Origin of the sequence: Dyadobacter sp. CY326 (genome assembly GCF_021390515.1) — a bacterium.
Classification (GTDB): domain Bacteria; phylum Bacteroidota; class Bacteroidia; order Cytophagales; family Spirosomataceae; genus Dyadobacter.
In genome coordinates, this window is the sequence record NZ_JAJUXI010000009.1 from 278803 (window position 1) to 303764 (window position 24962).

Sequence of the window (24962 nt, forward strand, 5' to 3'; positions counted from 1 at the left end):
CTGACACCAATTATATAAGACTATTAATTATTTCTTAATCTCGTAGTTAGCATTTTGTGGGTCCCAGTTAGCCCATTTGTCAGTCCAGTCAGTTGCACCAAATGCACCAACAACTGTGTTTGCTTCAAATCCTGCTGGCAACGTAGCACCGCCAGTCAACAATGAAGAACCTGCTTGTGGAAGAAGACCTGGCTTAGCAGTGATGGAGTTATAGCCAGTTGCCAATTTAAGATCCGCAACAGCAGCCACTTTGTTTTTGCTTGCAGCAGGAGCGAAAAGCGCTAATGTAGTGCCTTCGATCACACCCTGTGCAGGCGTTCCAGTGATTGCAACTGTATTTCCGTCCATTTTGATCTTGCCAGATGTGAAGTTTGCAATCGCAGGATCACCTTCGATTCTCACAGCTGAACGTGGCCATGCGCCAGTTACCAATGTGTTGTAAACCGAGATTGCAGAGTTTCTTCTGATACGGAATGCAGAGTTGAATTTAGCATTAGGCGTTCCTTCTGCCATTGCAAGCGTAACGTTGGCAAATTTAGCCGAAGTCTGAGGCGTTGCAGGAGAACCGGCAGCATCATTGTCAGACTCAAAACCGTTTGAATCACCAGCCTGGTCAGCAACAGCCGGGTCACGAAGGATAAAGCCGTATTGAATGTTTCCTGAGAAACCATTGTCAGTATCGAAATCGTCATCCAAACCGCGGTAAGCGATCAAGTGTTTTGCATTTACTGCTCCACCAAACCATTCGAACGAGTCATCGCCTGAATTAGAAACCTGTACGTAATCAACCTCAGTTCCGCTACCAACGCCACCGAATGTAAGACCGTTGATCTCTTTGTCAGTTTCAAATGCGATACCAGCGAATTCGATACGAACATATTTAAGTTGTCCTGAGTTGTCAGCTGCGTCAGTTCCACCGAAAACAGATTGATTTTCTCCTTCTATTACTGCATTTGGCTTGTTAACCGGTGCTTTTCCCAAAATTACAACACCACCCCAGTCACCTGCTTTGCGTTGTCCGGCTGCCTGGTTCGAAGTGAAGATGATAGGCTTGTCAGGAGTTCCAACCGCAACGATTTTCGCGCCTGGCTGAACGATCAAAGATCCTTTTGAAGTCTTGTCACCTTTGATAATTGTACCCGGCTCAATTGTAAGTGTAGCGCCTGATTCAACATATACAAAACCTGAAAGCAAATATTGGTTTGTAGCACTCCAAGTCGTGTTAGCAGTGATTTTTCCAGTTACGGTTTTTATCTCACCTACTGGTGTTACAACCGGCGGATTAATGTCGTCATCATCATCATCGTCATCATTTGTACAAGAGATAGATCCGAACATTGTAAGGCCCAACATCAGCAAGCTCAAAAGTTTACCTGTGTTTTTCATAAATTCAATTGTTTGTTTTACTGTTAAAGTTCTGGTGATAAAAAGAGCCGGTTTACGACTTGCTGCTTTTTTAAAATTTATAGGTTATTCCAATCGTTGAGTAACTTCCTCTTTTGTAGCTCTGATAAATTTCGTCTACATCTGTAATTTTCTGGTCAAGATTACTGTCCTGGATCAGGCGGAAACGCTGGTTAAGCAAATCCTGGATGCCTAATTTGATTTCAAGATGCTCGCCCAATGCTTTCACCACATTCAGGTCGATCACGTTTCTTGCCATTTCATAAACTGTTGGCTGCAATTCCTTGTCTCCAACCAGGAATATCCTGCGGCCAACCACATTGTAAAGCGCATTCACCTGCCAGCCGCGATTCACATCGTTGTAGTAAATTCCGGCATTAACCAGGTAAGGCGATTGTCCTTGCAGCTGACGGTCGTTTTCTTGTCCTGCAAATCCCGTTAACACATTACTTGTGATCAAGGAAGCATTTAACAATACGCTCAGGTTGTCTACGAATGGAGAAACAGTCAGGTTTTTAAGCGATTTGCGAAGTTCGATTTCACCACCCGCTGTGTAAGCAGATTTTGCATTATCCACGTAGAATGAGATCCCTGAACCAGCATAACGAATCCGTGCTTCGATCGGGTTGGTGAAGTGTTTGTAGAAAGCAGCCACCGAGATCATTTCTCCGTCTTTTGGATAAAACTCGTAACGAAGGTCAACGTTCTGGATCGAAGGCGTTTTCAGGTTCGGGTTACCAACACGTGATACGTCGAAGTTAAAGTCATAGTAAGTAAATGGCGCCAGCTCGCGGAACTCAGGACGGTTTACAGAAACCGAGTAAGCCAATCTTACCAATGATTTTTCAGTGAAGTTGTAAGCGAAGTTAGCCGATGGCAAGAAGCGGAAGATCGGGTTGTTGACGCGGATGCGCTCGCCACCACCACGCTGTCTGCTTTGCAGTTTCTGAATGTTATTTTCTACTCTAAGACCAATCGAAGCATTGAATTTTTTGCTGAAAGGAATGTAAGAGCCCAGATAACCTGCCATTAATGTGTTTTGGGCAGTGTATTTATCATCCGTGTTGGTTCTTTCTGCATAATAAAGCTTATCAAGTGCAATGTTCTGCGAATCGAAAAGCTGGCCGGGAGCCTGGTCAAGCAATTCTTGTGAAGCGTTGCCTGAGTTTGTCAAGTTAAACCATCTTGCTTTAAAAGACCTGTCTTTCATCTCGCCATACGCACCAGCACGAAGTTTGATCTGCATGCTTTCGTCATCTTCGTAGCCGCTGCGTTCGATGCGGTGTTCGATATCTGCACGGAATGAACTTGTGTATTCAGTTAATTTAGAATAAAATCTTGCACCCCTTGTTAAACTCGCGTTGCTACCCGGAACAAGTTCCACTTTGAACTCATCATTGCTGCCCATCGGACGGCTGGAAATAAAGCGGCGGTAATCAGGCTCGCTGCGGAATGTTGTTCCCAATGCACCCAGCCATTTCAAGGTTGTGTGTGCGCCAAGTTCGTGCGTTCCGCCTAACTGACCTGAGTAAATGCTTTTGGACTCGTAACGGAATGCGTAGTTCTGAACCTCTGTATCATTGTCCGTATTGTAACCCTGGCGGAAGTTGGTCTCTTTGTTAGAAAGCTGGTTGAAGAGGTTTCTGAACTCAATCTTGTGATTTGGATTGATGATCAGCGCCCAGTTCGACATTACACCCAGGCGGACATTGTTTTGATACAATTCATCCTGATATGAGCTTTGAATGTCTGATTTTTGTTTTTCAGTATTGAAGCTCAGGTAACGGAATTGTGTTGTTGGTAAAAATTGGTGTGTAGATGAATAGTTGACATTATTGAATGTTGTCAACTTCATGTTTCCCAATTCAAACTTATGGTTGTAACCCAGTGAAGCGCGCAAATCAGGCGTAACTGATTTTGATTTTAAATCGTAAAACTCAGGCAGGTTGCGGAATGCATTCAATGATGCATCGGAAGGTGAATTTTCGCTTTGCAATCTTTTTGTTGATGGGAAGCCATTAGGCAGTGCTCTGTCTGTTGCACCGAAACCCGTCCAGTCGAGTGAAGAACCAGCATAGTCACGCACATTTTTGAATGTTGTGTTTCCGCGATAGCCACCTGTTAAGCTAAATGTAAATCCGTTGTCGTCAGGAATTGTTTTTGTGTAAATTTTGATAATCCCGCCTGCAAATTCACCTGGAAGCTCAGGCGCACCGGATTTGTAGATCATCATCCGGTCAATGGCTGTGCTAGGGATAAGGTCAAACGAGAAAGATTTCACGTCAACCTCGGTCGAAGGCGTGATTGCGTCATTCAGCATTACCGTGTTATAACGCTCGTTCAAACCACGGATAATTACGAAACGGTCGTCCTGGATAGAAACGCCCGGCACGCGGCGCACAACTTGCGAAGCATCACGGTCTTGTGATTTCTGAATTTGCTGGGCAGAAATACCAACTGCAATTTGCTCAGCCTGCTTGATTTCGGTGATAACGGAAACGTCGGTGAAGGATTGACGCTGACCTACGATTTTAACCTCTTCCAGGTTGGCAACATCTTCCTCAATGGTTGTATTAATGAGGACGGCCTGGTTTGGATAAACTTCAATCGCAATTTCTTTTGGCTTGTAAGAAACGTAGCTTACGATAACTGTTTGTTTTCCTGTTGGAATATTCTGAATGTCGAAGTTTCCTTCAATGTCCGTCGCTGTTCCTATTGGTGGAGTGGAGCCTTTGAGAACAACGCTGGCTCCGATGACTGCTTCTTTTGTTTTGTAATCGACAATGTTTCCCTTAATGGATCCCGTTTGGGCGTAAACCAGCGAAGTGGTGAGGAGGAAAAATAAAAAAGAGGTAACTTTTGATTTCATGTTTTGTGTCAGACTTATTTCGACACAAAAGTAGATCGCTAATGTTACCCCAATGTTAAGCCCATGTTATGGCTCGGTTATTTCGGAATGTGGTTTTTTGTTTAAAATCAAGCACTTACTCAATAATTCCGTTTCCTTCTCCGGCGTCATAATTGTCCAGGTCATACACAAAACCATTGATAACTGCATACTTCACAACACTGCCTTTTTTGAGGATAAATGTGGCTGTATTGCCCAATCCCGGCGTTCCGGAAGGTGCTGCCTGACCGCTTCTCAGCACGTGGAGGGGAGCAGTTGTGAAGTAAAGTCCAAGCGCCCGGGTGTTAGCATCGGGCGTTAAGCGGACGTAAGTGTAACCCTGTTTTAACAAGCTCAAAGCATTGAGTTTTCCAATCTCGCTTACGTTTTTATAAGCCGTTGGATAAACTTTTCCTTTTTCAATGGTCAATCCCGTGGCGTCGATCTCTTGGCTTCCGAATTGCGGATGGAGGTCGCCGAAGTCTTCAATTTTGCTGTAATAAAAGAACTTGGTCGCATTGGAATAACTCACTTCATTGCGGTTAATGCCGAGGTCGGCCAGGAATGATTTGCCCGATTGTTTCACTGTCGCATTGCGCACAACAAGATCATAAACCCAGCGCCCGTTCTCAGGGATTTTATAGTAATCATCGCGCTTTTCCTTTGTCAGGGAGTTGTCCGCGATTTTATCCAAAGCAGAAAGAATCGCCATGAAGTTGAGCTTCCTAATGTATTGTTTCTCAGGATCGCCCACATAACCACCCGACTCAATGAGCACCAATGTTGTTCCCCATTTCTGCACATTATCACCAAACCCGCGTGGCTCATGATCGTCCGCATAGCGTGCAACCTGGCCGGGAATGTATTTTTGCAAAACCTTATTCATGCCCACGATCAGCTGCATGGATCGCTCGCGAACGGGGTTGATGGAGAGCTCATAATCATAGGAAGTGGCAAGGAAGGAAATCGTCGCAACTTTGGCACTTCTGCCGGCAGAATAACGCGGGCTTTGATCATGCAGATTGAAGCCGTAATCTGGTTTCAACTGGTCCACCAATCCTTTCAAAATCACAGCTTCGGGCGTTTGGCGGGAAGCCGCGTCGCGGTTCATATCGACGCCCTGCATGGTTCGGCGCTGGTAACGTTCCGCTCCGTCGGGATTAAGCATGGGGACAAAATACAGCGTTGTTTTTTCAAGCAGCTCTTTGCGGAAGTCGTCGAAGCCATCGTTTTTCCCCTCCAAAAAATTAAATATATCAAAGCTCGCCATGGTTGCAGTGGGCTCATCTCCGTGCATTTGGGTCCATAGGAGCACTTTTTTCTTGCCTGTGCCTATTTTTAGCATTTGAATTGTCCTGCCTTCAAATGATTGGCCGACGGTTTCAATTTTGTAGAGCGGGTTGCCCTGGCGCTTGGCAATGAGCGGGAGAATGTCTTTTTGTTTGAAGCGGCGCTGCGTTAATGTGCCCTCGCGGAAAGTGTCGTGAATGTTAAAAAGGCGGCTAGCCAGCTCGTCAGACTGTGCCTGGGATGTAACGGTGGTCAAGGTAATAAGAATGAAAAATAGTTGTGAAATGAAAATGCGCATGATCGTACAAAGCCGTTTTGTAATCGCAATGTACAAGAATTTTCTAAGCAAATTTTAATGTAATATTTGCTTTCAGGCTTTCTGGTTTTAGCAAATATTACTTACATTTGTGCATGTTTAAAGCTGAAACAAATCATCAATTTCATCATAGCCATATGGCTTTCGGACGTCTTGGGTGATGTGTTTTTGCAAGTAGTGTTGTAATAAGGTTGAATACATAGTATCCCAGAAGCCCGATTTTTAAAATCGGGCTTTTTTTGTTTTGACTCAAACCACATTGAATGAAAACAGTAATAATTAAATACAACGCCGGCAATGTGCAATCGGTCATGTATGCGCTGGACCGCATTGGCGCGAGTTACCTTTATACGGACGACGTGGAGGAGATTCGGTCGGCGGATAAGGTGATTTTTCCCGGCGTGGGAGAGGCCAGCACAACGATGAATTATCTCCGGAAAGTCGGGCTGGACAAGGTGATCCCGACATTGAAACAGCCTTTTTTCGGAACATGCATTGGCATGCAGCTTATGTGCAGGTTTTCAGAAGAAAATAACACAGAATGCATGGGGATTTTTGATGTTGACGTGAAACGATTCCCCGGTGATACGGACCTCAAAGTGCCGCATATGGGCTGGAATAACATTACTGGTTACCAAACCGCGCTTACCACTGGCTTGCCCGACAATGCATATGTTTATTTTGTGCATAGTTACGCTGCTCCGGTTTGTGAATACACGGTCGCAAGTTGCGAATATGTGCTCCCGTTCAGCGCCATGCTGCATAAGGACAATTTTTTTGCGGCCCAATTTCACTGTGAAATCAGCGGTGACGCTGGCCAGCAGATCCTTCAAAATTTTTTAGACATCATATAAACCCTTCATAATGATTGAAATAATACCAGCCATTGACCTGATCGAAGGAAAGTGCGTGCGCCTAACCCAGGGAGATTACGGGCAAAAAACCATATATAATGAAAATCCGCTTGAAGTGGCATTGCAGTTCCAGGATGCGGGACTGAGACGTTTGCATTTGGTGGATCTGGACGGAGCAAAAGCCAAGAAAGTGGTGAACTGGAAAGTGTTGGAAAAGATCGCTTCTAAAACTTCATTGCAGGTTGATTTTGGCGGAGGCGTCCAATCGGATGAGGATTTGAAAGCTGTTTTTGAAAGCGGCGCCAAACAAGCGACCGGGGGCAGCATTGCAGTGAAAAATCCGGAGGTTTTCCTGAACTGGCTTTCTGTTTATGGCGGTGAAAAAATCATTTTGGGTGCAGATGCGAAGAAAGAAAAAGTGGCGGTGAGCGGCTGGGAAGAAGGGACGGAAATCTGGGTTTATGATTTTGTTGAAAATTATGTTGACAAAGGCGTGAAATACACCATCAGCACGGATGTGGCGAAAGATGGTTTACTGCAAGGGCCGTCTTTTGACCTGTATAAAAATTTGCAAGACAAATGTCCTGACTTGAAAATCATTGCCAGCGGCGGAATCAGCGGACTGGGAGATGTGGAAAAGCTCGCTGAAATGAACATTTACGGCGTGATCATCGGAAAGGCGATTTACGAAAACCGGATCAAACTGACAGATTTACAGCATTTTTTGAATTGATATGCTAACAAAACGAATCATTCCTTGTCTGGACGTGAAGGACGGACGGACAGTTAAAGGGGTCAATTTTGTCAATCTGCGAGATGCCGGAGATGCGGTTGAGCTGGGTGCGCTTTACGCTGCGCATGGTGCGGATGAGCTTGTTTATCTGGACATTACAGCCACAGTTGATGGCCGTTCAACTTTCATTGATCTGGTAAGGAAAGTCGCGCACACGATCAACATTCCTTTTACTGTGGGCGGCGGGATCTCATCCATTGCGGATGTTTCTGCATTGCTGCACGCTGGGGCCGATAAGGTTTCCATCAATTCAGCCGCCGTGAAAAATCCGGATCTGATCAACGAGCTTTCGCTTGAATTCGGCAGTCAATGCATTGTCGTGGCGATTGATACACGTTACATTGAAACCGAAAACGGTCACGAGCACATTGTGCACACGCACGGCGGCCGCAAGCCTACGGAACTGCGCACCATTCCCTGGGCTAAGGAAGTGGAAGAGCGCGGCGCAGGGGAAATTTTGTTGACGTCAATGGATACGGATGGGACCAAAGCCGGATTTGCGCTGGAACTTACTGCAACCATAAGCGGCGCTGCAAACATTCCCGTGATAGCCTCCGGCGGGGCCGGAAATATGGAGCATTTTTATGAAGTTTTCACGACTGGAAAAGCGGATGCAGGTTTGGCTGCCAGCATTTTTCACTTCCGTGAAATCGATATTCCTGATTTGAAACAATATCTTCACGACAAAAATCTTCCCATGCGCATGACGCGCTGACGCCGGTTTTGTCAACTAATGCCGGCTCGGTCAGCTGAAATAGCCGGAAAGAATGCAACTTTGTCCAAATGATTATTTAAGATGAGCGATACTTTTTCAACAATTGATTTTGATAAATCGCCGGACGGACTCGTGCCGGCCATTATCCAGGATGTGCACACCAGCAAAGTGCTGATGCTCGGTTATATGAGTCAGGAAGCATTGGAAAAAACCAAGCAACTAGGGACCGTGACGTTTTTCAGTCGCAGTAAACAAAGGCTCTGGACCAAGGGGGAAACTTCCGGTAACTTCCTTTTTGTGAACGAGATAGTCGCAGATTGTGATGGCGATACAATCCTTATTAAGGCAACTCCGGCCGGCCCCACTTGCCACACTGGAGCGGATACATGCTTTGGGGAAAAAAATAGTCAGGATACACGAATCGGGGAAGCATCGTTTCTCAATTACCTGCAAAAGGAAGTGATCCGCGAAAGAAAATTAAACCCGCTGGATGAGTCTTACACGAGCAGCCTGTTCCGGAAGGGAATCAACAAAATTGCGCAGAAGGTCGGGGAGGAAGCGGTCGAAGTTGTGATAGAATCGAAGGACGATGATGCGGATCTTTTTAAGAATGAAGTGTCCGATTTGCTTTTTCACCTGCTCGTTCTTTTGGAACAGAAAAACATTGACTTAGATGAGGTAATTGGCGTACTTCGCAACCGTCACAAATAAAAATTGATCGTTTATGAAATTAATAATACGCTTGCTTGTCAGCACATTAGCTATTCTTATTGCGGCTCATTTGATTCCCGGTGTCGTTGTAGCGAGCACCACAACTGCAATTATAGTCGCGATTGTGCTGGGTTTACTGAACACATTTTTAAAGCCCGTATTACAAATTCTCGCGCTGCCGATCACCATCATGACGCTCGGGCTGTTCTATTTTGTCGTCAATGTGTTTATAATTTATCTGGCAACTTACCTGGTCGACGGCTTCTCGATCAGCGGATTTATTCCTGCTTTGCTTTTTGGACTTGTCGTTTCAGTCGTGTCCGCCATCCTTGGTATGTTTTTGGATTAGTGTGAAATTCAGCTCAATGTGAGCCTCAATTGATTACACATGATTGAAAACTACTGCTTATGCTAAGTCAACTAGAGGACATTAAGGACACGCTTTTTAAATATTTCGAAACAAGGATCGATCTGTTTAAAATTGAAACAAGAGATAAGATTGAACGTGCGGTCGTGATGGCCCTTTATGGCGCCATTTTACTCTGCATAGGTCTTACAGTGCTTATTTTAGTAGTTATTCTGCTTGGAACTTTCCTGAACAAGTGGCTGGATAGTGACTATTTAGGCTTCCTTATTTTGCTCGGATTTTTCGTTTTGACGCTGGTAATTCTGATTGTTTACAGAGAAAAGCTACTCAATTTTATTCGGGGAATACTTGTTCGTTTTATTAAGATAAAAGAGGATTAACACTTTTGAAATAGTATTTTGGGGAAAAATTCACTCAAATTGCTATTTTTGGGTTCCTTTTGAAAATTTCTCAGGTCATCATTAAACTAAAAAATGAAATGAGTGCTTCAATAGATTCTTCCGTAAAGATCACGAAACCGTTCTCGTCCGACACGGACAAAGAAAAAAAAGACTTGGAGCTTGATGCTGATCTGTACAGAGATAAGCTTGAACTTCAATGGACTGGGTTAAAAAGTGAAGCATCAACTTACGGAAAACAGGCTTTGATCATAGGAGGCGTTGTAGCGACAACTTTTGTTGTGTTGAATGCATTCCTGCCGAAGAGTAAGAAGGAAAAAAGAGCCGAAGCGGAAGCCGAAATTTACAAGGCGGTCGAGTCGAAACAAAAGAAGAAGTTTGCGGTTGGAGCAGCCGTTCAAAGTTTAGCCTGGACATTGGCTGTGGGATGGGCGCGCCAGAAGCTAAAACATATAATTGCAGATGATAGAAAAATCGAATGAAAACAGCGAATCATAAGATAGCAGACCTCCTTTCAACAAGAAGAATAGAAAAAAGGAAATCGTTTGCTGTTCTCTTGGATCCTGATAAAGTTAATTTTTCCACTTTTCCGAAATTCTTAGAATATGCGGTTGGGCACGGCGTGGACTTCTTTTTTGTAGGAGGCAGTCTAATTACCAACTACGCGATAGATGAGCTTATTGCCGCTATTCACCAGCATACAACTATTCCTGCTATCCTTTTTCCAGGAAGCAGTCTGCACATTGATCCTTCTGCGGACGCTGTGCTTTTTCTATCCCTTATTTCCGGCCGGAATGCTGAACTGCTTATAGGACAGCACGTTATTGCTGCTCCACTACTTAAACGAAGCGGAATTGAAGTTTTGCCGACAGGTTATTTACTCATCGAAAGCGGAAAGCTCACCACAGTTTCTTACATCAGTAATACAACACCATTGCCACGTGATAAGCCGGGGATTGTCGCCTGCACAGCGCTGGCTGGAGAGTTTCTCGGACTAAAACATATTTTCCTAGACGCCGGAAGCGGCGCTCAGTTTCCCGTTACAGGCGAAACCATCGCAGCCGTGCGACAAGCAGTTGACACGCCGATCATTGTTGGTGGCGGAATTGATTCATACGGGAAGGCCGACATTGCATTGAATGCGGGAGCCGATGTAATTGTAGTTGGTAACGGAATAGAACAAAACCCCAATCTGCTTCCTGAGATTGCCGCTTGCGTCAAGGCGTTCAATCGGAAAACGGAAAGTGTTTAGGTGAATAATTAGGGATTTAATTGTATAAAATAAAGGGATTTGAGTGTTTTCTAAGGAAATTTTAAGTTCTTGGAAAAATACAATCCCAAAGGTTGGGAATATTCGAATTAATCCTGCTACATTTGTATCGAACCTTAATTACACCCAAGAAATGAAAAAAATATTTGCATTGGCGTTCGTTGCCGGGATGGTAACTTTCGCTGCTTGTACTAGCAAACCAGCTGACGAATCTGCTGACACTACTGCTGTAACTGTTGAAACTCCATCTGTTGATACAACTGCGGTTGACACAATGTCTACAGACACAGCTGCTGCTGATTCAGTTAAGTAATTAGACGTACAAGTCGAAATTCGCGAAAAGCGCTATGAAAATAGCGCTTTTCTTTTTTTATTTAAGGAATGAAAAACATCTCCTTTGGCCTGCATGTCCCCCCGGCCGCCATTGCATATTGCGAGTCTTTACACAAACAATATAAGTTCGATTTCTTCCTCTCGCGCCCAAGGCGCACCAGGTTGGGTGACTTTACGGTAAAACCCGGTTTTGTACCAAGAATCACTGTCAATGTCAACCTAAATCCATACAATTTCCTGATCACTTACCTTCATGAAGTGGCACATTGCGTGGTTCATGCGCATTATAAAGTTCGTCTAAGAAAGCGCGTTGCGCCACATGGGATTGAATGGAAACGGGAATTCTCAACTTTGCTGCAACCAGTGCTGGATGAAAATCATTTTCCGGCAGACATTCTTAGCGCATTAATTCGTTATTCCAAAAATCCAAAGGCCTCAACCGGAGGCGACCAAATCCTTTTTAACGCCATCCGTAAATACGATGAACGGGAAAACGATTCATCCAGAATTGCCCTTGTTCAACTGCATGAAGGCAGCAGCTTCGTGTTTCAAGACAGATTATTCATCCGCGGTTCGCTCAGGAGGACGCGCGTGCTTTGCACGGACAAAGCTTCCAAGCGCCTTTACACCATTCCAGCCCATGCATTGGTTGAAGCATGCTAATCATCAAAGCTTGATTTTTAGATTGGTGTTATGCTATCTAGCATCAATGCTCTGTTTCTCGGCGCTGGCGCAGGAAAACTCGGTCCTGGCATCCGGAAACTGGCATAAGCTGGCGGTTAGCAACACGGGAATTTACCGCATTGACGCAAATTTCCTTCGAAAGCTGGGTGCAAACCCTGGTGAGATCAATCCAAAGCAGATACAGATTTTTGGGCATCCAGGCGGGATGCTGCCGCAAGCGAATAATGCATTGCATTCCAATGCATTGGCGGAAAGCGCGATCTGGGTTTCCGGCGAAGATGACGGAAAATTTGATGAAACCGACGCCATTTACTTTTTCGCCGAATCGCCGCATGCAGTTACTTACGATTCAGTCAAGGCCGAACTCAGGCACCAAATCAACATTTATTCTGATTCAAGCTTTTACTTTCTGACATTCGGGCAGAAGAATGGTTTGCGGGTTAAAGAGCAGCCTACAATTGTTTCTGATAAAAGCAAGATTATCAATCAATTCGATGATTACTGGTTTCATGAATCTGAGACTTACAATTTATTGAAATCGGGCCGCGAATGGTGGGGTGAATATCTTGCCAATTCACCTCTAACGATAACCGCAAATTTTCCGGGAATTGTCCCGTCATCCACTATTAAAGTGCGGACTTCGGCCATTGGTGCAGCGCAGGTTCCGACAAAATTTCTGTGGCAATTGAATGGCAAGCAAATTGGGGAAGCGGCCATTGGAACCATCAGCACGGGAACGTACGATATTAAAGCGCTTCGCGAGGATGCAACTTATTCGGTTGCAGCGGACAATGTGCCATTGGAATCTATGGCCATAGGCGTCACTTACGATAGGGGCGGGCAAAGTGCCGCCCAGGGTTATTTGAATTATGTTGCATTGCAAGTGAAGCGCACATTGCGCGCTTATGATGCCCAGCAGTTATATAGATTTTTACCGGAAAAGACTGACACGATTACGCATCAAGTTGCCAATGTCAAATCTGACTGGATGCTTTGGAACGTGACGAATGCAGCCATTCCTTCCAATGTCGGACAAAATGCAAAAGACGGAATACTGACTTTCAGCACAATAGGTGGGAAAAAAATCAGTCAATACATTGGATTTGAATCAAATGACGCCTTTGAACCGGTTTATTTAGGAAGAATTGACCCTCAAAACCTGATTGGAAACAAAACACCAGATTTGTTGATTGTGACGCCTGCTGCCTGGAAACAAGAAGCTGAGAGACTTGCTGCTTTTCGGGAAAGCAATGACGGACTCGAAACGCTGGTGGTCACAACAACGCAGATTTACAATGAATACGCCACCGGAAAGCCGGATTTAACTGCCATAAGAGATTTTGCAAAACAGCTTTATCAAAAAACACCGGGCAAGTTGAAATATTTGCTTTTGTTTGGTGATGCTGCATTTGACTATAAAAATGCGCTGAAAAACCAGTCGGATGCCCAGCGCAGTGAATGGGTGCCGGTTTATGAAAGTCGAGAGTCGCTCAATCCGGTTTACACTTATTCGTCAGATGATTATTATGGTTTGCTCGAAACGGGTGAAGGCGGTTGGGAGGAATCTGCTTCCGGTGATGCGACGCTTGACATTGGCATAGGCAGACTGCCCGTTAAATCACTTACAGAGGCTAAGATAATCGTTGATAAATTAATCAGATATGGCTCTTCGGAGCGTGCTTTAGGTAACTGGCGCAATGCAATTCAATTTGTAGCCGACGATGGCGACGGGAACATTCACCAGCGCCACGCAGACGAATTGGCGCAATTGGTGCAAAGTCAATTTATGTCTTCACGAGCTTTCATCGACGCATTTCCGCAAACCACAGGCGCGGCTGGCCAGAGGGCGGTTGAGGTTAATAAGCTGATTAATAAAAAGATAAATGAAGGCACATTGATCCTGAATTACACAGGACACGGCGGCGTGAGTGGCTGGGCAGAGGAGCAAGTGCTAACCCTTGCCGACATGCAAGCTGCGCGTGGGATGGATAATCTGCCATTGTTGTTTACAGCAACTTGTGATTTTGGTCGCTATGATGATCCCGGACTGGTTTCAGGAGCAGAATTAATGGTTTTGAGTCCGAGAGGCGCCGCAATTGGTGCCATCAGCACAACACGGCCGGTATATTCCAGCACAAATTTTACGTTAAGCAAAGCATTTTACGAAGGATTAACCAGAAAGCAGCTCAACCGCAGACTAGGGGATATTTTCAGAGAAACAAAAAATAAGGCGCTTGTGGGAAGTTTGAACCGGAATTTCACATTGCTTGCCGATCCATCCATGAAATTGGCCGAAGCACAAAAGGGAATCCGGTGGGCCCAGAAACCAGACACACTCCGCGCCTTAAAAAAAGTGACCTTGACCGGTGAAGTGTTTGATTTTGACAACTCAAAAAAAGACAGTCTCTTCGACGGAACAGTGCGGGTTATATTATATGACAAGCAAACAACATTCAAAACACTTGGCAATGAGGGAAATCCTGAAAATTATGCAGAGTATCGCAGCAAACTGTTCGATGGGAGTGTAAAGGTTACTAAGGGGAAGTTTACTTGTGAATTCGTGATGCCCAAAGACATTGATTATCGTACAGGAATTGGCAGGGCAAACGTTTATGCGGTTAGTGGAGACAGTCTGGCTGATGCGAGCGCGCAACTGGATGTCATAATCGGTGGCAGTGTCAAACCTGGCAATGATAACACGCCGCCCAAACTGGCCGCTTACATGAATGATATGTCTTTCAAAGAAGGGGACGTCATCGCACCTTCGTCTGTAATGTATGTGACGGCCAGTGATGAGAGCGGAATTAGCATTTCGAACGCCGGAATCGGGCATCAAATTACGATGGTGATCAACGACACGCTCACTATCCCATTGAACGAATACTACACGGCTGACCTTGACGATTACCGCAAAGGAACGATCACATATCCGTTTGAAAACTTACCGACCGGTAAATATGTAATTCGGGTAAAAGTATGGGATAGTTATACTAACTTTTCAGAAATTGCGTTCGGATTTCAAGTAGGTGCAGTCAAAGGCATAAAACTCAACGCGCTTAAAGTCTATCCAAACCCATTCGATAAAGATCTATCATTTGAACTGAGTCATGACAGAGTAAATGAGGATGTAGAAATAGTTTTTAATATATTTTTAAACAATGGGAAGTTTTTGGAGGGATTCCACAGGCAATATTATAACAGTGAGTCGGTTCTCCGTGAGTCATTCAGTGCAAGGCAGCTGGGGCAGGGAATTCCAAACCATACTTCGCTGGTGTATCAATTAAGCATCAGGTCGCTAAAAGACAACTCAACCGACCAGCAATCAGGAAAGCTCATACGTTCTCCATAGTTGAATAAAACTTAGTATTTTTCTAGTATTAACTATCTTTCATTGTATTTTTGACCCTTTAAAGAAGCTGATTCAAAGCACTTCCTATCGCAAATCCAATTTCTATGAGACTTTTTTTTGTTAGTTTATCTTCTCTTTTCATCCTATCAACGGGTACAATTTTAGCCCAAACCATACTTCCAAGATCACAAAGAATTCCACATTCACCGCTTTCATTTTTAACATTTGCTCCTGACGCCAGAAGCGCTGCGATGGGTGAAGCCGGGGTTGCGCTTAGCCCTGATGCGAACTCGACATATTGGAATGCTGCGAAGTTGCCTTATAACACAAAAGACCTTGGCGTTTCTGCTTCTTACACACCTTGGTTGAGAAACCTTGTAGACGACATGTGGCTCGGCTACTTGACCGCTTACAAAAAACTTGGAGACAAACAGGCAGTTGCCGTTTCGGTTAACTATTTTAACAATGGTGAGCTGGATCTCAGAACTTCAACAGGAGCGCAAAATGGTTATTTCACATCCAGGGAGCTTGCTATCAGCGGAACTTACTCGCGCCAATTGGCCAAGAACTTCTCGATGGGTTTGACATTGAAATACATTTCTTCCAACCTTGCAGGATCAGCACTTGTTGCTGGAACGTCGATCAGCCCCGCTCGTGTGGCGGCTGGTGATATCAGTGCATTTTATAGAAAAGCAATTCGCAATGATGACACGGGCGGAGAGTTTGTGTGGACGTTAGGTGCCGTACTTTCTAATTTAGGGGGTAAAATCAGTTATTCTTCAATTGAAGACTCGGAAAATTTTATTCCAACTAACCTGAAACTGGGTGGTGGAATATCATTCTCTGCGGACGGACGCAATCGCTTCAATTTTGTTGTAGATGCCAGAAAGCTAATGGTGCCAACGCCAGACGGAGTGACAAATGTTAATACACTTCCAGTGCTTAAAGGCGTGTTTGGCTCATTCTCTGATGCTCCCGACGGTTTTCAAGAGGAAATTCAGGAAGTTGGCCTGGCAGTCGGTGGTGAATATTGGTACAATGATATCTTCGCACTTCGCGCGGGTTACAACACAGAAAACAAGAATAAAGGCGGTCAGAAATATTTCACTGCGGGTGCCGGAGCGCATTTCCTGAACAAATATTCAGTTGACTTTGCTTATCTTTTCCCGGTAACACAAGGCAGCCCATTGGCTCAGACGCTTCGAATCACGCTTGCTCTTGGCTTGAATAAAGCAGAAAAGTTGGACGTTAACGACACAGAAAACTAAGCGCGTTTATAAATTCATTAATTCAAAACGAATGGCGTTATTGTAACGTCATTCGTTTTTTTATTACTCAACCTTGCCCATGATCCTTGACCGCACCATTGCCCCTGAATTTAGAGTTATAAAATCAGTTCATTTACCGGATCCGCAAACTTACACGCTCAACAACGGCACATTGGTGCATGTGATCAATATTGGCGACCAGCCGGTTATCCGTCTGGAATGTATTTTCGAGGCTGGAAACTGGTTCGAAAGCGAAATAGGAGCTTCATTTTTTGCGATTAAAATGCTTTCGGAAGGCACGAGAAATAAAACTTCTGCAGAGATCAGTGAAGCCTTTGACAGGATAGGGGCTTTTACCGAAATGACCCACACTGCCGATCGTATAGGAATCGTCGTTTATGCGCTTTCGAGGTTCCTACCGGAGGTTTTAGAGCTTGTAAGCGAGTTGATTAATGAGCCTAGTTTCCCTGAAAAGGAGTTGCAGGATTTGCGCAATATCAACATTCAAAATCTCAGGGTAAATAAAGAAAAGAATGCTTACCTCGCCACAACCGCATTTCGCGCGAAATTGTTTGGCAGCAATCATCCATATGGACAAAGTCAGGACGAGGAGCAAATTTCATCACTTCCGCTGGCTGCGATCAGAAATCACTATGAGCAGTTTGTGAAAAACGGCAAGTTTACCGTTGTGCTGGCTGGTCAGGTTGAGGAAACGGACATTCAAATTGTCAATGAACACCTGGGGAGAGTCGAAGTGAGTGAGGCGTTTTTTTCTGGAAAAGACTTTGCGCAAACTGTTTACGCTAATGTTGAACTGGTGGTCGAAAGGCCAGAAAGCGTGCAATCTTCAATCCGGATGGGCCGCAGATTATTCAACCGCCATCACCCGGATTACTTTAAAATGCTCGTTACAAATGAAATTTTGGGCGGATATTTTGGGTCGCGGCTGATGAAAAATATCAGGGAAGAAAAAGGCTTGACTTACGGCATTTCGTCGCACCTCGTAACGTTGCGCAAAGAAGGTTATTATATGATCGGGACGGATGTGAAGAAGGAGTTCACCCAGCAAACCATTGACGAAATCAAGAAAGAAATATATCGCCTGCAAACCGAGCTCGTAGGCGAGGAAGAGTTGCAAACCGTTAAAAATTTCATGTGCGGCGAGTTCGCAGGATCATTGAACACAGCATTCGAAGTGGCTGACCGCCAAAAAATATTGCTTCTGGACGGCCTGCCGACGGATTTCTTCAAACATTACATTGATCAAATCCACGCAACAACAAGCCAGGATGTGCTCGATATGGCAACGCAATATTTGCAACCGGATGATATGCTTATAGTCATTGCGGGAGGCAAATAGTTACGACTTTTCCAATGCTTTTTTATAAGCTTTGAGACAACGTTCTCGCGCCATTTTATGGTCGACCATGGGTTCCGGATATGCGGCAGTGCCGATCTCCGGGACCCATTTTTTGATATATTCTCCTTTTGGGTCAAACTTTTTGGCTTGGGCCTCGGGATTGAAGATCCGGAAATAAGGCGCAGCGTCCGTGCCCGATCCAACCGCCCATTGCCAGCCGCCATTGTTCGCAGCCATGTCGTAATCCAGCAATTTTTCGGCAAAATAAGCTTCGCCCAGGCGCCAGTTAAGCAGCAAATGTTTGGATAAAAAGCTCGCAGTTACCATCCTAACACGGTTGTGCATGAAGCCGATTGCATTCATTTGCCGCATTCCGGCGTCGACGAGCGGATAACCCGTTTTGCCATCACACCATTTTTGGAATGCATCTTTGTCGTAACCCCATTCAATGTCATCATATGGCGCCCGGAATGCCTTGCCTTTGCCCACATGCGGGAAGTTGGAGAGAATTTGCTGATAGAACTCCCGCCAGATCAACTCATTCAGATATAAATTGCTGTGCTGCATCGCGTATCGTGCGAGCTCGCGAATGCTCACCGTTCCAAATCGCAAGTGAATGCCAATGCGACTCGTGGCTTCCATAGCAGGGAAATCTCTTCCTTTTTCATAGTTTTCGAGCAATTCAGCAGGGATTTTGCTGGATGGGAAATCTTCGTCCGTGCGCTTGAAACCCATTTGTTCCAAGGTCGGAATTTCACTTCCGGTCCATTTCAGGAAGTTTTTGAAATACTTTTCATTGGGATAGGATGACAGATAAAAATCATTGCATTGCTGTCTCCACATGCGGCTGTAAGGCGTGAAAACCGTGTATGGCGTGTTCTGGGCACTGAGTATTTCTTTCTTCTCAAAAATAACCTGATCCTTGTAAGCTTTCAGTTCTGCGTTTTTTGTGTGCAAAATTTTGGCTACGGCGGTGTCCCTTTCCGTTGCATAAGGCTCATAATCTGTGTTTGTAAACACTTCGGCAATGTCATATTGCTCGCTAAGTTCTTTCCAAACATCAGTTGGGTGACCGTAAAACACAAGAATATCAGACCCGATCTGATTCAGCTCTTTTTGTAACGCAACAACGTTCTGATGAATGAACGTCAAGCGCCTATCCTCCTTATTATCAAGGTCATCCAGAATCGTTTTGTCAAAAATAAACACGGGAACAACCGGCGTTTTCCACCGCAATGCATAGTATAATCCGGCATTGTCATGCAATCTTAAATCGCGTCGAAACCAGAATAGCGTGATTTTTTCTTTTGTTTTTAAACTCATAAAATCAAGTTGCAGAAATAGTATGCCAACACAGCAAGAAGCTTTGTATAAATACGAAGTAAACATTTTTTTGGATGTCCCAGATTTGTACCAACCGTCTGTTTACTTTGTATCACATTAATCCTTAATCCATGAAATTACAACTTACACTTTTTTTCAGCATCATCAGCTTCGTTGTTTTTGGACAAAAAAACGCCGATAAGCAGGAATGGAAACAGCTTTTTAACGGCAAAAATCTAGACGGCTGGGATATTAAAATTCGTGGTTACGAGCTGAACGACAATTACTTGAACACATTCCGCGTAGAAGATGGCAAAATGGTTGTTCGCTACGACAAGTATGATGATTTTAAGCAGAAATACGGGCACATCTTTTACAAAGGCGATTTTTCATATTATCGCATTTCCGTAGAATATCGTTTTGTAGGTGAACAGGCGCCAAAAGGAGAGGGTTGGGCTTGGCGGAACAGCGGCATTATGGTGCACGGGCAACCGGCTTCAACCATGGGAAAAGATCAGGATTTTCCTGCGTCCATTGAGGTGCAATTACTTGGCGGAGACGGCAAAAAACGCACAACGTGTAACCTTTGCACGCCGGGAACGAATGTGGTGATGGATGGAAAACTGATCACGCAACATTGCATCACTTCCAAGTCGCAGACTTATAACGGTGATCAGTGGGTGAAAGCGGAAGTGCTTGTGCTTGGCGATTCATTGGTCCAACATTTCGCTAATGGGGAAATGGTTTTGGAATATAACAAACCCCAACTTGGCGGCGGCAATGTAAGTGGAAATGATCCGTCCTTAATCGTTGACGGAAAGCTGTTAGACCACGGCTCCATTTCACTTCAAAGCGAAAGCCATCCAGTTGAGTTTAGGAAAGTCGAAATTTTGGATCTGAAAGGCTGCATGGACCCGAAGGCAACCAACTTCAAGTCTTACTATGTGAAGGCTGATAATAGCAAATGCACTTATGGGAAGAAATAATGTGTAAAGACTTTCCAGGTTTTCGAAACCTGGAAAGTCTCGCTCGCTACTATAAACGCACAATCTCAGCACCAATCGCATTCAAACGACCGTCAATGTTCTGATAACCGCGGTCGATTTGTTCAATATTGTCAATAATGCTGACGCCTTTTGCGGATAATGCTGCAATTAAAAGCGCAACTCCGGCGCGGATATCAGGGGAAGTCATCCGGATTCCGCGTAATTGTGTTTCGCGGTTATGTCCAATAACGGTTGCTCGATGAGGGTCGCAGAGAATGATCTGAGCACCCATTTCAATTAATTTGTCCACGAAAAACAGGCGGCTTTCAAACATTTTTTGATGGATCAGCACTGTTCCTTGCGCTTGTGTGGCGGTTACCAAAATAATGCTTAGCAAATCCGGTGTAAATCCAGGCCAAGGCGCGTCTGCAACAGACATGGTGGAACCGTCCAGGAAGTTTTCAATGCGGTAATGTTCCTGCGCGGGAATGAAAATATCATCTCCCTGAAACTCCATTTTGATCCCAAGTCTTTGAAAAACATCAGGAATAATGCCCAGCTGCTGAATCTGACAGTTTTTGATCGTGATTTCTGATTGCGTCATGGCAGCCAAGCCGATGAAGCTGCCGATTTCGATCATGTCGGGAAGCATGGTGTGCTCCGTTCCGTTCAACTGGGTTACGCCTTCTACGACCAGTAAGTTGGAAGCAATTCCGGAAATCTTGGCGCCCATTCTATTGAGCATTTTACACAATTGCTGCAAATATGGCTCGCAGGCAGCATTGTAAATTGTGGTCGTTCCTTCGGCCATAACTGCTGCCATCAAAACGTTCGCTGTTCCTGTGACAGAAGCCTCATCCAGAAGCATATAAGCGCCTTTCAAGTTAGCGGCATCAACTTTGTAAAACCCGCCGTCTTCTTCGTCATAACTAAATTGCGCCCCAAGCTTTTCAAAACCTAAAAAGTGCGTATCCAATCTTCTGCGGCCGATTTTATCGCCTCCCGGACGTGGAATTCGTCCTTTTCTGAAACGGGCAAGCATTGGCCCCAGCAACATTACAGAGCCACGAAGCGCTGCTGCTTTTTGTCGGAATGCATCTGATTCCAGATAATCCAGATTAATGTCACTCGCTTCAAAGCGAATGGACGATTCGTTTAATATGGTCCTGCGAACGCCCAAATCTCCCAAAAGATTAATGAGCTGATTGACGTCGCGAATGTTCGGAATATTGTGAATTGTTACCGGTTCTTTGGTCAAAAGTACGGCGCACAGGATTTGCAACGCCTCGTTTTTCGCGCCTTGGGGAATGATGGAACCCTTAAGACGTTTATCTCCGGTTATTTTAAATGAAGCCATAGGTGATTTTGGGCAATTGACAGGATAAAATTAAACCTGGATTTAAATTCCAGGTTTTTTGCGGTTATTCCGGTTGTTATTGTTGTTGTTTCCGTTATTATTTCGGCCTGCGAACTTGTTATTGGGCCGGTTTCGGTTGGAGTTGCCTTGGTTATTGTTGCCTCCCTGCCGCTCGGAGTTATGATTGGGCTGCGCTTTAAATCCGCCCCCGTTGCCGCCACCTTGATGGCTGTTTCCGCGGTTACGCTCCTGGCTGCTGTTATTGCGGTCTTTTGGCGCGGCCTCGATCGGGCCATTTGCACGGATATAATCAATTTCTTCCTGCAATTGGCCTTTGCTCAGCTGTTCAAGCTGACCAAGCAGCACATTGTCTTCCGGATTGTCCTTGTTCCAGGTGTTGAAGAATGAGCGCATAAGGCGGAAAATGTAGGAAACAAATGCCAGCTTATCCTCTTTGTTTTCGGTGTTAATTGCCTTTTCGAGAAGCAAATCAATGTTGCGGCCGTAATGTCGATACATTAGATTTTGCTGATTGTAACCAACTGTAAGCGGTTTTTTTCCTAACGCTTCGGGCGAAGGCGGTGGAAAAGGGCTGTCAACATCCAGTTCAAATCCCGAAATAATGTACAGGTCGTCCCAAAGTTTGTTGGTGTAATCCTGGTTATCCCGCATGTTGGGATGGATCTGACGCATAAGCTCAACCAGAATGTGCGCGTAGAGGTTGCGCTTTGCCTTATCTTCCATCTTAACGATGTGATCAGCAAGTTTTTGTACGTTACTACCGTATTCTTTCAAGTGGATAAGTCATTTTATAATCAACAAAAATAAGAAGTTTTTACGGAAAGAAAAGGATGGGCAGGCTTAATGCAGCCAAATCAATCTTCCCTGCAATGCCTTTTCGGCGGCCGGTGAAATAGGCGTTTTCCCATCGTCAATTTCCAGTCTGTACAAATAAACGCTTGTTGAGAGGTTTTCAGGATTCCACAGCCACTCGTTTTTTCGGGAATCTGCCTTAAATGTAGATTCATTCACTTTTCTTCCCCACAAATCGTAAACGAATAAATTAACATTTTTGGGAGTTTCCAGTGATTCAAATTCAACAAAAAAGTGAAACAAATGTTTAGAAGGGTTTGGGAAAACATTGATTGCACGAATGCCCGATGATGCGGGCTCATTGTTGCCCGCTTGCAATGTTGTGTTTTTCGGAAAAATGCGGATTGCAGGATCGCCGTGCAACACCATTTGTTGAGCCGTAATGATTGCGCTGATGTTTTTGTGTTTGGTCAAATTGCGGTGGATTGCTTCATTTTGAATAATGCCAAATGGTTGATTTGTAAAACTTGAATCCGCTAAAACTTCATAAAAACTTTCCGTGTAATGCTTCAAATCAGTGGATAAGCCATTAAAAGTGTGCGCGAGAAAAAGAATGGCGCCATTATTTGGGCTGAGAATCCAATCGTTGCTAAGCGCTCTGTTTGAATAAAATATGCTGCCGGCAGCGCAGCCGTTGACAATGATCGCGGGATAGCGCGGATGGTTCTGAATCTGCGCTTGCGGATCGCTGGCTAATCCAATGTCAATGTCCGTCACATCCAGGCTCGAATGCCCAAACAATGTGATCAGACCCACACCTTTGTTAATAGGAATATGCAGCGGAAGCCTTTCAACCGCGTCGGTCGTCTTTTTTGAAATTGTTTCAACATTCGCCGACAATGCAGCATGGTCAATTTTTTGTTCAAAAGACTTCACATAATCCAGAAAAGTCGACAGTTCTTCAGGAGATCGCCCGCCGCTCAGATGCAAAATATTTTTCCGCCAGGGCGCATCAGCAGGTTCGCCTTCCATTGCTTTTACTTTGTTTAAATAATCGGCAACTTGCTGAGCATTCAATGCATTAAGCCGTCCAATGGCTACAATCGGGTTCAACCCAGAGGCGGAATCATGACCCATGACCAAAGCAATGTCTGATCCGGGCCAGCCAGCATTTGGCACCAAATCTGTTATTCGGGCGTCTTGCGATTTGCGAGCTTTTTGCGGATCAATGGATCTTCCAATCAGGAAAACGAATTTTAAATGTCCAGCCTGCGCAAACCAGGAAATCAAGTTTTTTAAGCCTGACGGTCCGGGTTCGCCATAATTAAATTGGTCAAAAACCGCTTCGCTCTCTATAATCAATGGCTTGTAATTTCCGCCAGCCGAAGAAGCACGATATGCTGCATATGCCTCAACCGGGTCAGCGCCGTTTACTTTCTCACGCACCGCAGGATGGGTTAAGATGAGGTAATCGACTTTATCAGGCTTAATGTTGCTGAATTTCACCAATCGTGGTTTCAAAATCGGCATTGAATTAAAAACACGTTTCGCGCCTTTTTGGGGATATTTTATCTTAATGTAAGAGACCGAAACGCTGCCTTTGCTCGCATTGGATAATAACTCAAACTCCAATTTATTCGTCTTCAAATCTTCCCCTGACAACTGTATTTTGAAAGTTATTGAATTGAAATCCTCCAACTTAACGGCATGCAGCATTTTTTTCAATCCGGCTTGACCATGCGTCCACAGCTCCAATGCATGTTCTCCGGCAGATCTGCCGACAACAACCATTTCAACTTCCGCTTGGCCAAACCTTTCAACATCTGCTTTGTCCAGCTCGAATGAAAAGCGGGAGGATTCATTTTCTTTGATCTCCGGCCCTGTCCATCCTTCGCCATAATCGTAAGTTGTCAATGCGGAGCCGTCATTAAAGCCGCTTTCGGGCGGATAAAAATTTCCCGGCGCATAATGTGAAATGAACAGCTTTTCAATTGCTTCAAAATGATAATCGATGGAATCCGACGCGGGAATTGTGTCTTTGTTGCTGATTCGTTTTCCAATTACACCTTTTTGCCAGGTCAAAAAATACGCGCTCGTGTCCGAATACAAGCTGTAATGCGTGTGTGGGATTGCATCAGGCGTTACATAAAGAGCAGTGTCCAATGCACCATCATTTCGTTCGCCATAAAACTTGATTTCAGCGCCCGTATTGGTTTGATTATGAATTACTTCAATGGCTAATTCCTTTCCACGACGAAACATTTGATAGCCTGCAACGCTGCCGGAATCAATTGGAAAACCTGCATTAACGAGTTCCTGGGTTGAAATTTTGTAAAAACCCGTTTGAACAACAGGAATGCGCAAGTAAGAGTTGGAGGGAATAATCCATTCGTTTCCAAACAACTTTTGCGCACACAGCGACACTGGCGCCAGGAAGTCCAGAATGCAAAAAAATAAGATCCGGTAAATAGTGATGTGCATACA

Annotated in this window: 21 protein-coding genes; 14 read left to right on the plus strand and 7 right to left on the minus strand. The window is 44.7% G+C overall.

Annotated features, from left to right (window positions below):
- Positions 1–27: 27 nt before the first annotated feature.
- The 3 genes from LZG73_RS19325 to LZG73_RS19335 form a co-directional block, all read right to left on the minus strand.
- Positions 28–1386 (minus strand): T9SS C-terminal target domain-containing protein, encoded by a 1359-nt coding sequence (locus LZG73_RS19325; protein ID WP_233853598.1) that lies wholly within the window; start codon positions 1384–1386, stop codon positions 28–30.
- A gap of 70 nt (positions 1387–1456) precedes the next feature.
- Positions 1457–4273 carry a TonB-dependent receptor gene (locus LZG73_RS19330; RefSeq protein ID WP_233853600.1) on the minus strand — a complete coding sequence of 939 codons (2817 nt, stop codon included), beginning with the start codon at positions 4271–4273 and terminating at the stop codon, positions 1457–1459.
- Between the two features lie 115 nt (positions 4274–4388).
- Positions 4389–5879 carry a M14 family zinc carboxypeptidase gene (locus LZG73_RS19335; protein WP_233853602.1) on the minus strand — a complete coding sequence of 497 codons (1491 nt, stop codon included), beginning with the start codon at positions 5877–5879 and terminating at the stop codon, positions 4389–4391.
- 281 nt (positions 5880–6160) lie between these two features.
- On the opposite strand from LZG73_RS19335, the gene hisH reads away from it, so the two are divergent.
- The 13 genes from hisH to LZG73_RS19400 all read left to right on the plus strand — a co-directional run bounded on the left by hisH (position 6161) and on the right by LZG73_RS19400 (position 17999).
- On the plus strand, positions 6161–6751 hold the full coding sequence (gene hisH / locus LZG73_RS19340) for an imidazole glycerol phosphate synthase subunit HisH (RefSeq protein ID WP_233853604.1): 591 nt from the start codon (positions 6161–6163) through the stop codon (positions 6749–6751).
- Positions 6752–6761: 10 nt separating this feature from the next.
- The gene (gene hisA / locus LZG73_RS19345; protein WP_233853607.1) at positions 6762–7484 is read left to right on the plus strand and encodes a 1-(5-phosphoribosyl)-5-[(5-phosphoribosylamino)methylideneamino]imidazole-4-carboxamide isomerase; all 723 of its coding nucleotides are present in this window, start codon (positions 6762–6764) and stop codon (positions 7482–7484) included.
- 1 nt (position 7485) lies between these two features.
- The gene (hisF, locus tag LZG73_RS19350; RefSeq protein WP_233853615.1) at positions 7486–8259 is read left to right on the plus strand and encodes an imidazole glycerol phosphate synthase subunit HisF; all 774 of its coding nucleotides are present in this window, start codon (positions 7486–7488) and stop codon (positions 8257–8259) included.
- 81 nt (positions 8260–8340) lie between these two features.
- Positions 8341–8970, plus strand: coding sequence for a bifunctional phosphoribosyl-AMP cyclohydrolase/phosphoribosyl-ATP diphosphatase HisIE (gene hisIE / locus LZG73_RS19355; protein WP_233853623.1), 630 nt, complete (start codon positions 8341–8343; stop codon positions 8968–8970).
- A gap of 13 nt (positions 8971–8983) precedes the next feature.
- On the plus strand, positions 8984–9319 hold the full coding sequence (locus tag LZG73_RS19360; RefSeq protein WP_233853625.1) for a phage holin family protein: 336 nt from the start codon (positions 8984–8986) through the stop codon (positions 9317–9319).
- Positions 9320–9378: 59 nt separating this feature from the next.
- The gene (locus LZG73_RS19365; protein WP_233853626.1) at positions 9379–9717 is read left to right on the plus strand and encodes a phage holin family protein; all 339 of its coding nucleotides are present in this window, start codon (positions 9379–9381) and stop codon (positions 9715–9717) included.
- Between the two features lie 98 nt (positions 9718–9815).
- Positions 9816–10217 (plus strand): hypothetical protein, encoded by a 402-nt coding sequence (locus LZG73_RS19370; protein WP_233853628.1) that lies wholly within the window; start codon positions 9816–9818, stop codon positions 10215–10217.
- Complete coding sequence (locus LZG73_RS19375; RefSeq protein ID WP_233853630.1) at positions 10214–10987, plus strand: geranylgeranylglyceryl/heptaprenylglyceryl phosphate synthase; 774 nt, start codon at positions 10214–10216, stop codon at positions 10985–10987. Before LZG73_RS19370 ends, LZG73_RS19375 begins: the two co-directional genes overlap by 4 nt.
- A 43-nt stretch (positions 10988–11030) precedes the next feature.
- The gene (locus LZG73_RS19380; RefSeq protein WP_233853634.1) at positions 11031–11318 is read left to right on the plus strand and encodes a hypothetical protein; all 288 of its coding nucleotides are present in this window, start codon (positions 11031–11033) and stop codon (positions 11316–11318) included.
- Positions 11319–11386: 68 nt separating this feature from the next.
- Entirely contained in the window at positions 11387–12001 is a 615-nt protein-coding gene (locus LZG73_RS19385; protein WP_233853635.1) for a hypothetical protein, read from the plus strand.
- A gap of 46 nt (positions 12002–12047) precedes the next feature.
- A complete protein-coding gene (porU, locus tag LZG73_RS19390) occupies positions 12048–15371 on the plus strand; it encodes a type IX secretion system sortase PorU (RefSeq protein ID WP_233853642.1) in 3324 nt (1107 codons plus the stop codon).
- A gap of 104 nt (positions 15372–15475) precedes the next feature.
- The gene (gene porV / locus LZG73_RS19395) at positions 15476–16639 is read left to right on the plus strand and encodes a type IX secretion system outer membrane channel protein PorV (protein ID WP_233853644.1); all 1164 of its coding nucleotides are present in this window, start codon (positions 15476–15478) and stop codon (positions 16637–16639) included.
- A gap of 79 nt (positions 16640–16718) precedes the next feature.
- Positions 16719–17999 carry a pitrilysin family protein gene (locus LZG73_RS19400; RefSeq protein WP_233853646.1) on the plus strand — a complete coding sequence of 427 codons (1281 nt, stop codon included), beginning with the start codon at positions 16719–16721 and terminating at the stop codon, positions 17997–17999.
- Here LZG73_RS19400 and LZG73_RS19405 read toward each other — a convergent pair whose 3' ends face one another.
- Positions 18000–19322, minus strand: coding sequence for a deoxyribodipyrimidine photo-lyase (locus LZG73_RS19405; protein ID WP_233853647.1), 1323 nt, complete (start codon positions 19320–19322; stop codon positions 18000–18002).
- Between the two features lie 131 nt (positions 19323–19453).
- On the opposite strand from LZG73_RS19405, the gene LZG73_RS19410 reads away from it, so the two are divergent.
- Positions 19454–20308 carry a DUF1080 domain-containing protein gene (locus LZG73_RS19410; RefSeq protein WP_233853648.1) on the plus strand — a complete coding sequence of 285 codons (855 nt, stop codon included), beginning with the start codon at positions 19454–19456 and terminating at the stop codon, positions 20306–20308.
- Positions 20309–20357: 49 nt separating this feature from the next.
- Here LZG73_RS19410 and murA read toward each other — a convergent pair whose 3' ends face one another.
- The 3 genes from murA to LZG73_RS19425 form a co-directional block, all read right to left on the minus strand.
- Positions 20358–21665, minus strand: a complete 1308-nt coding sequence (gene murA / locus LZG73_RS19415; protein WP_233853654.1) for a UDP-N-acetylglucosamine 1-carboxyvinyltransferase — start codon at positions 21663–21665, stop codon at positions 20358–20360.
- A gap of 42 nt (positions 21666–21707) precedes the next feature.
- Complete coding sequence (locus LZG73_RS19420; protein WP_233853656.1) at positions 21708–22460, minus strand: DUF4290 domain-containing protein; 753 nt, start codon at positions 22458–22460, stop codon at positions 21708–21710.
- A 66-nt stretch (positions 22461–22526) separates the two neighbouring features.
- Positions 22527–24959, minus strand: coding sequence for a C25 family cysteine peptidase (locus tag LZG73_RS19425; RefSeq protein WP_233853658.1), 2433 nt, complete (start codon positions 24957–24959; stop codon positions 22527–22529).
- Positions 24960–24962: the final 3 nt, after the last annotated feature.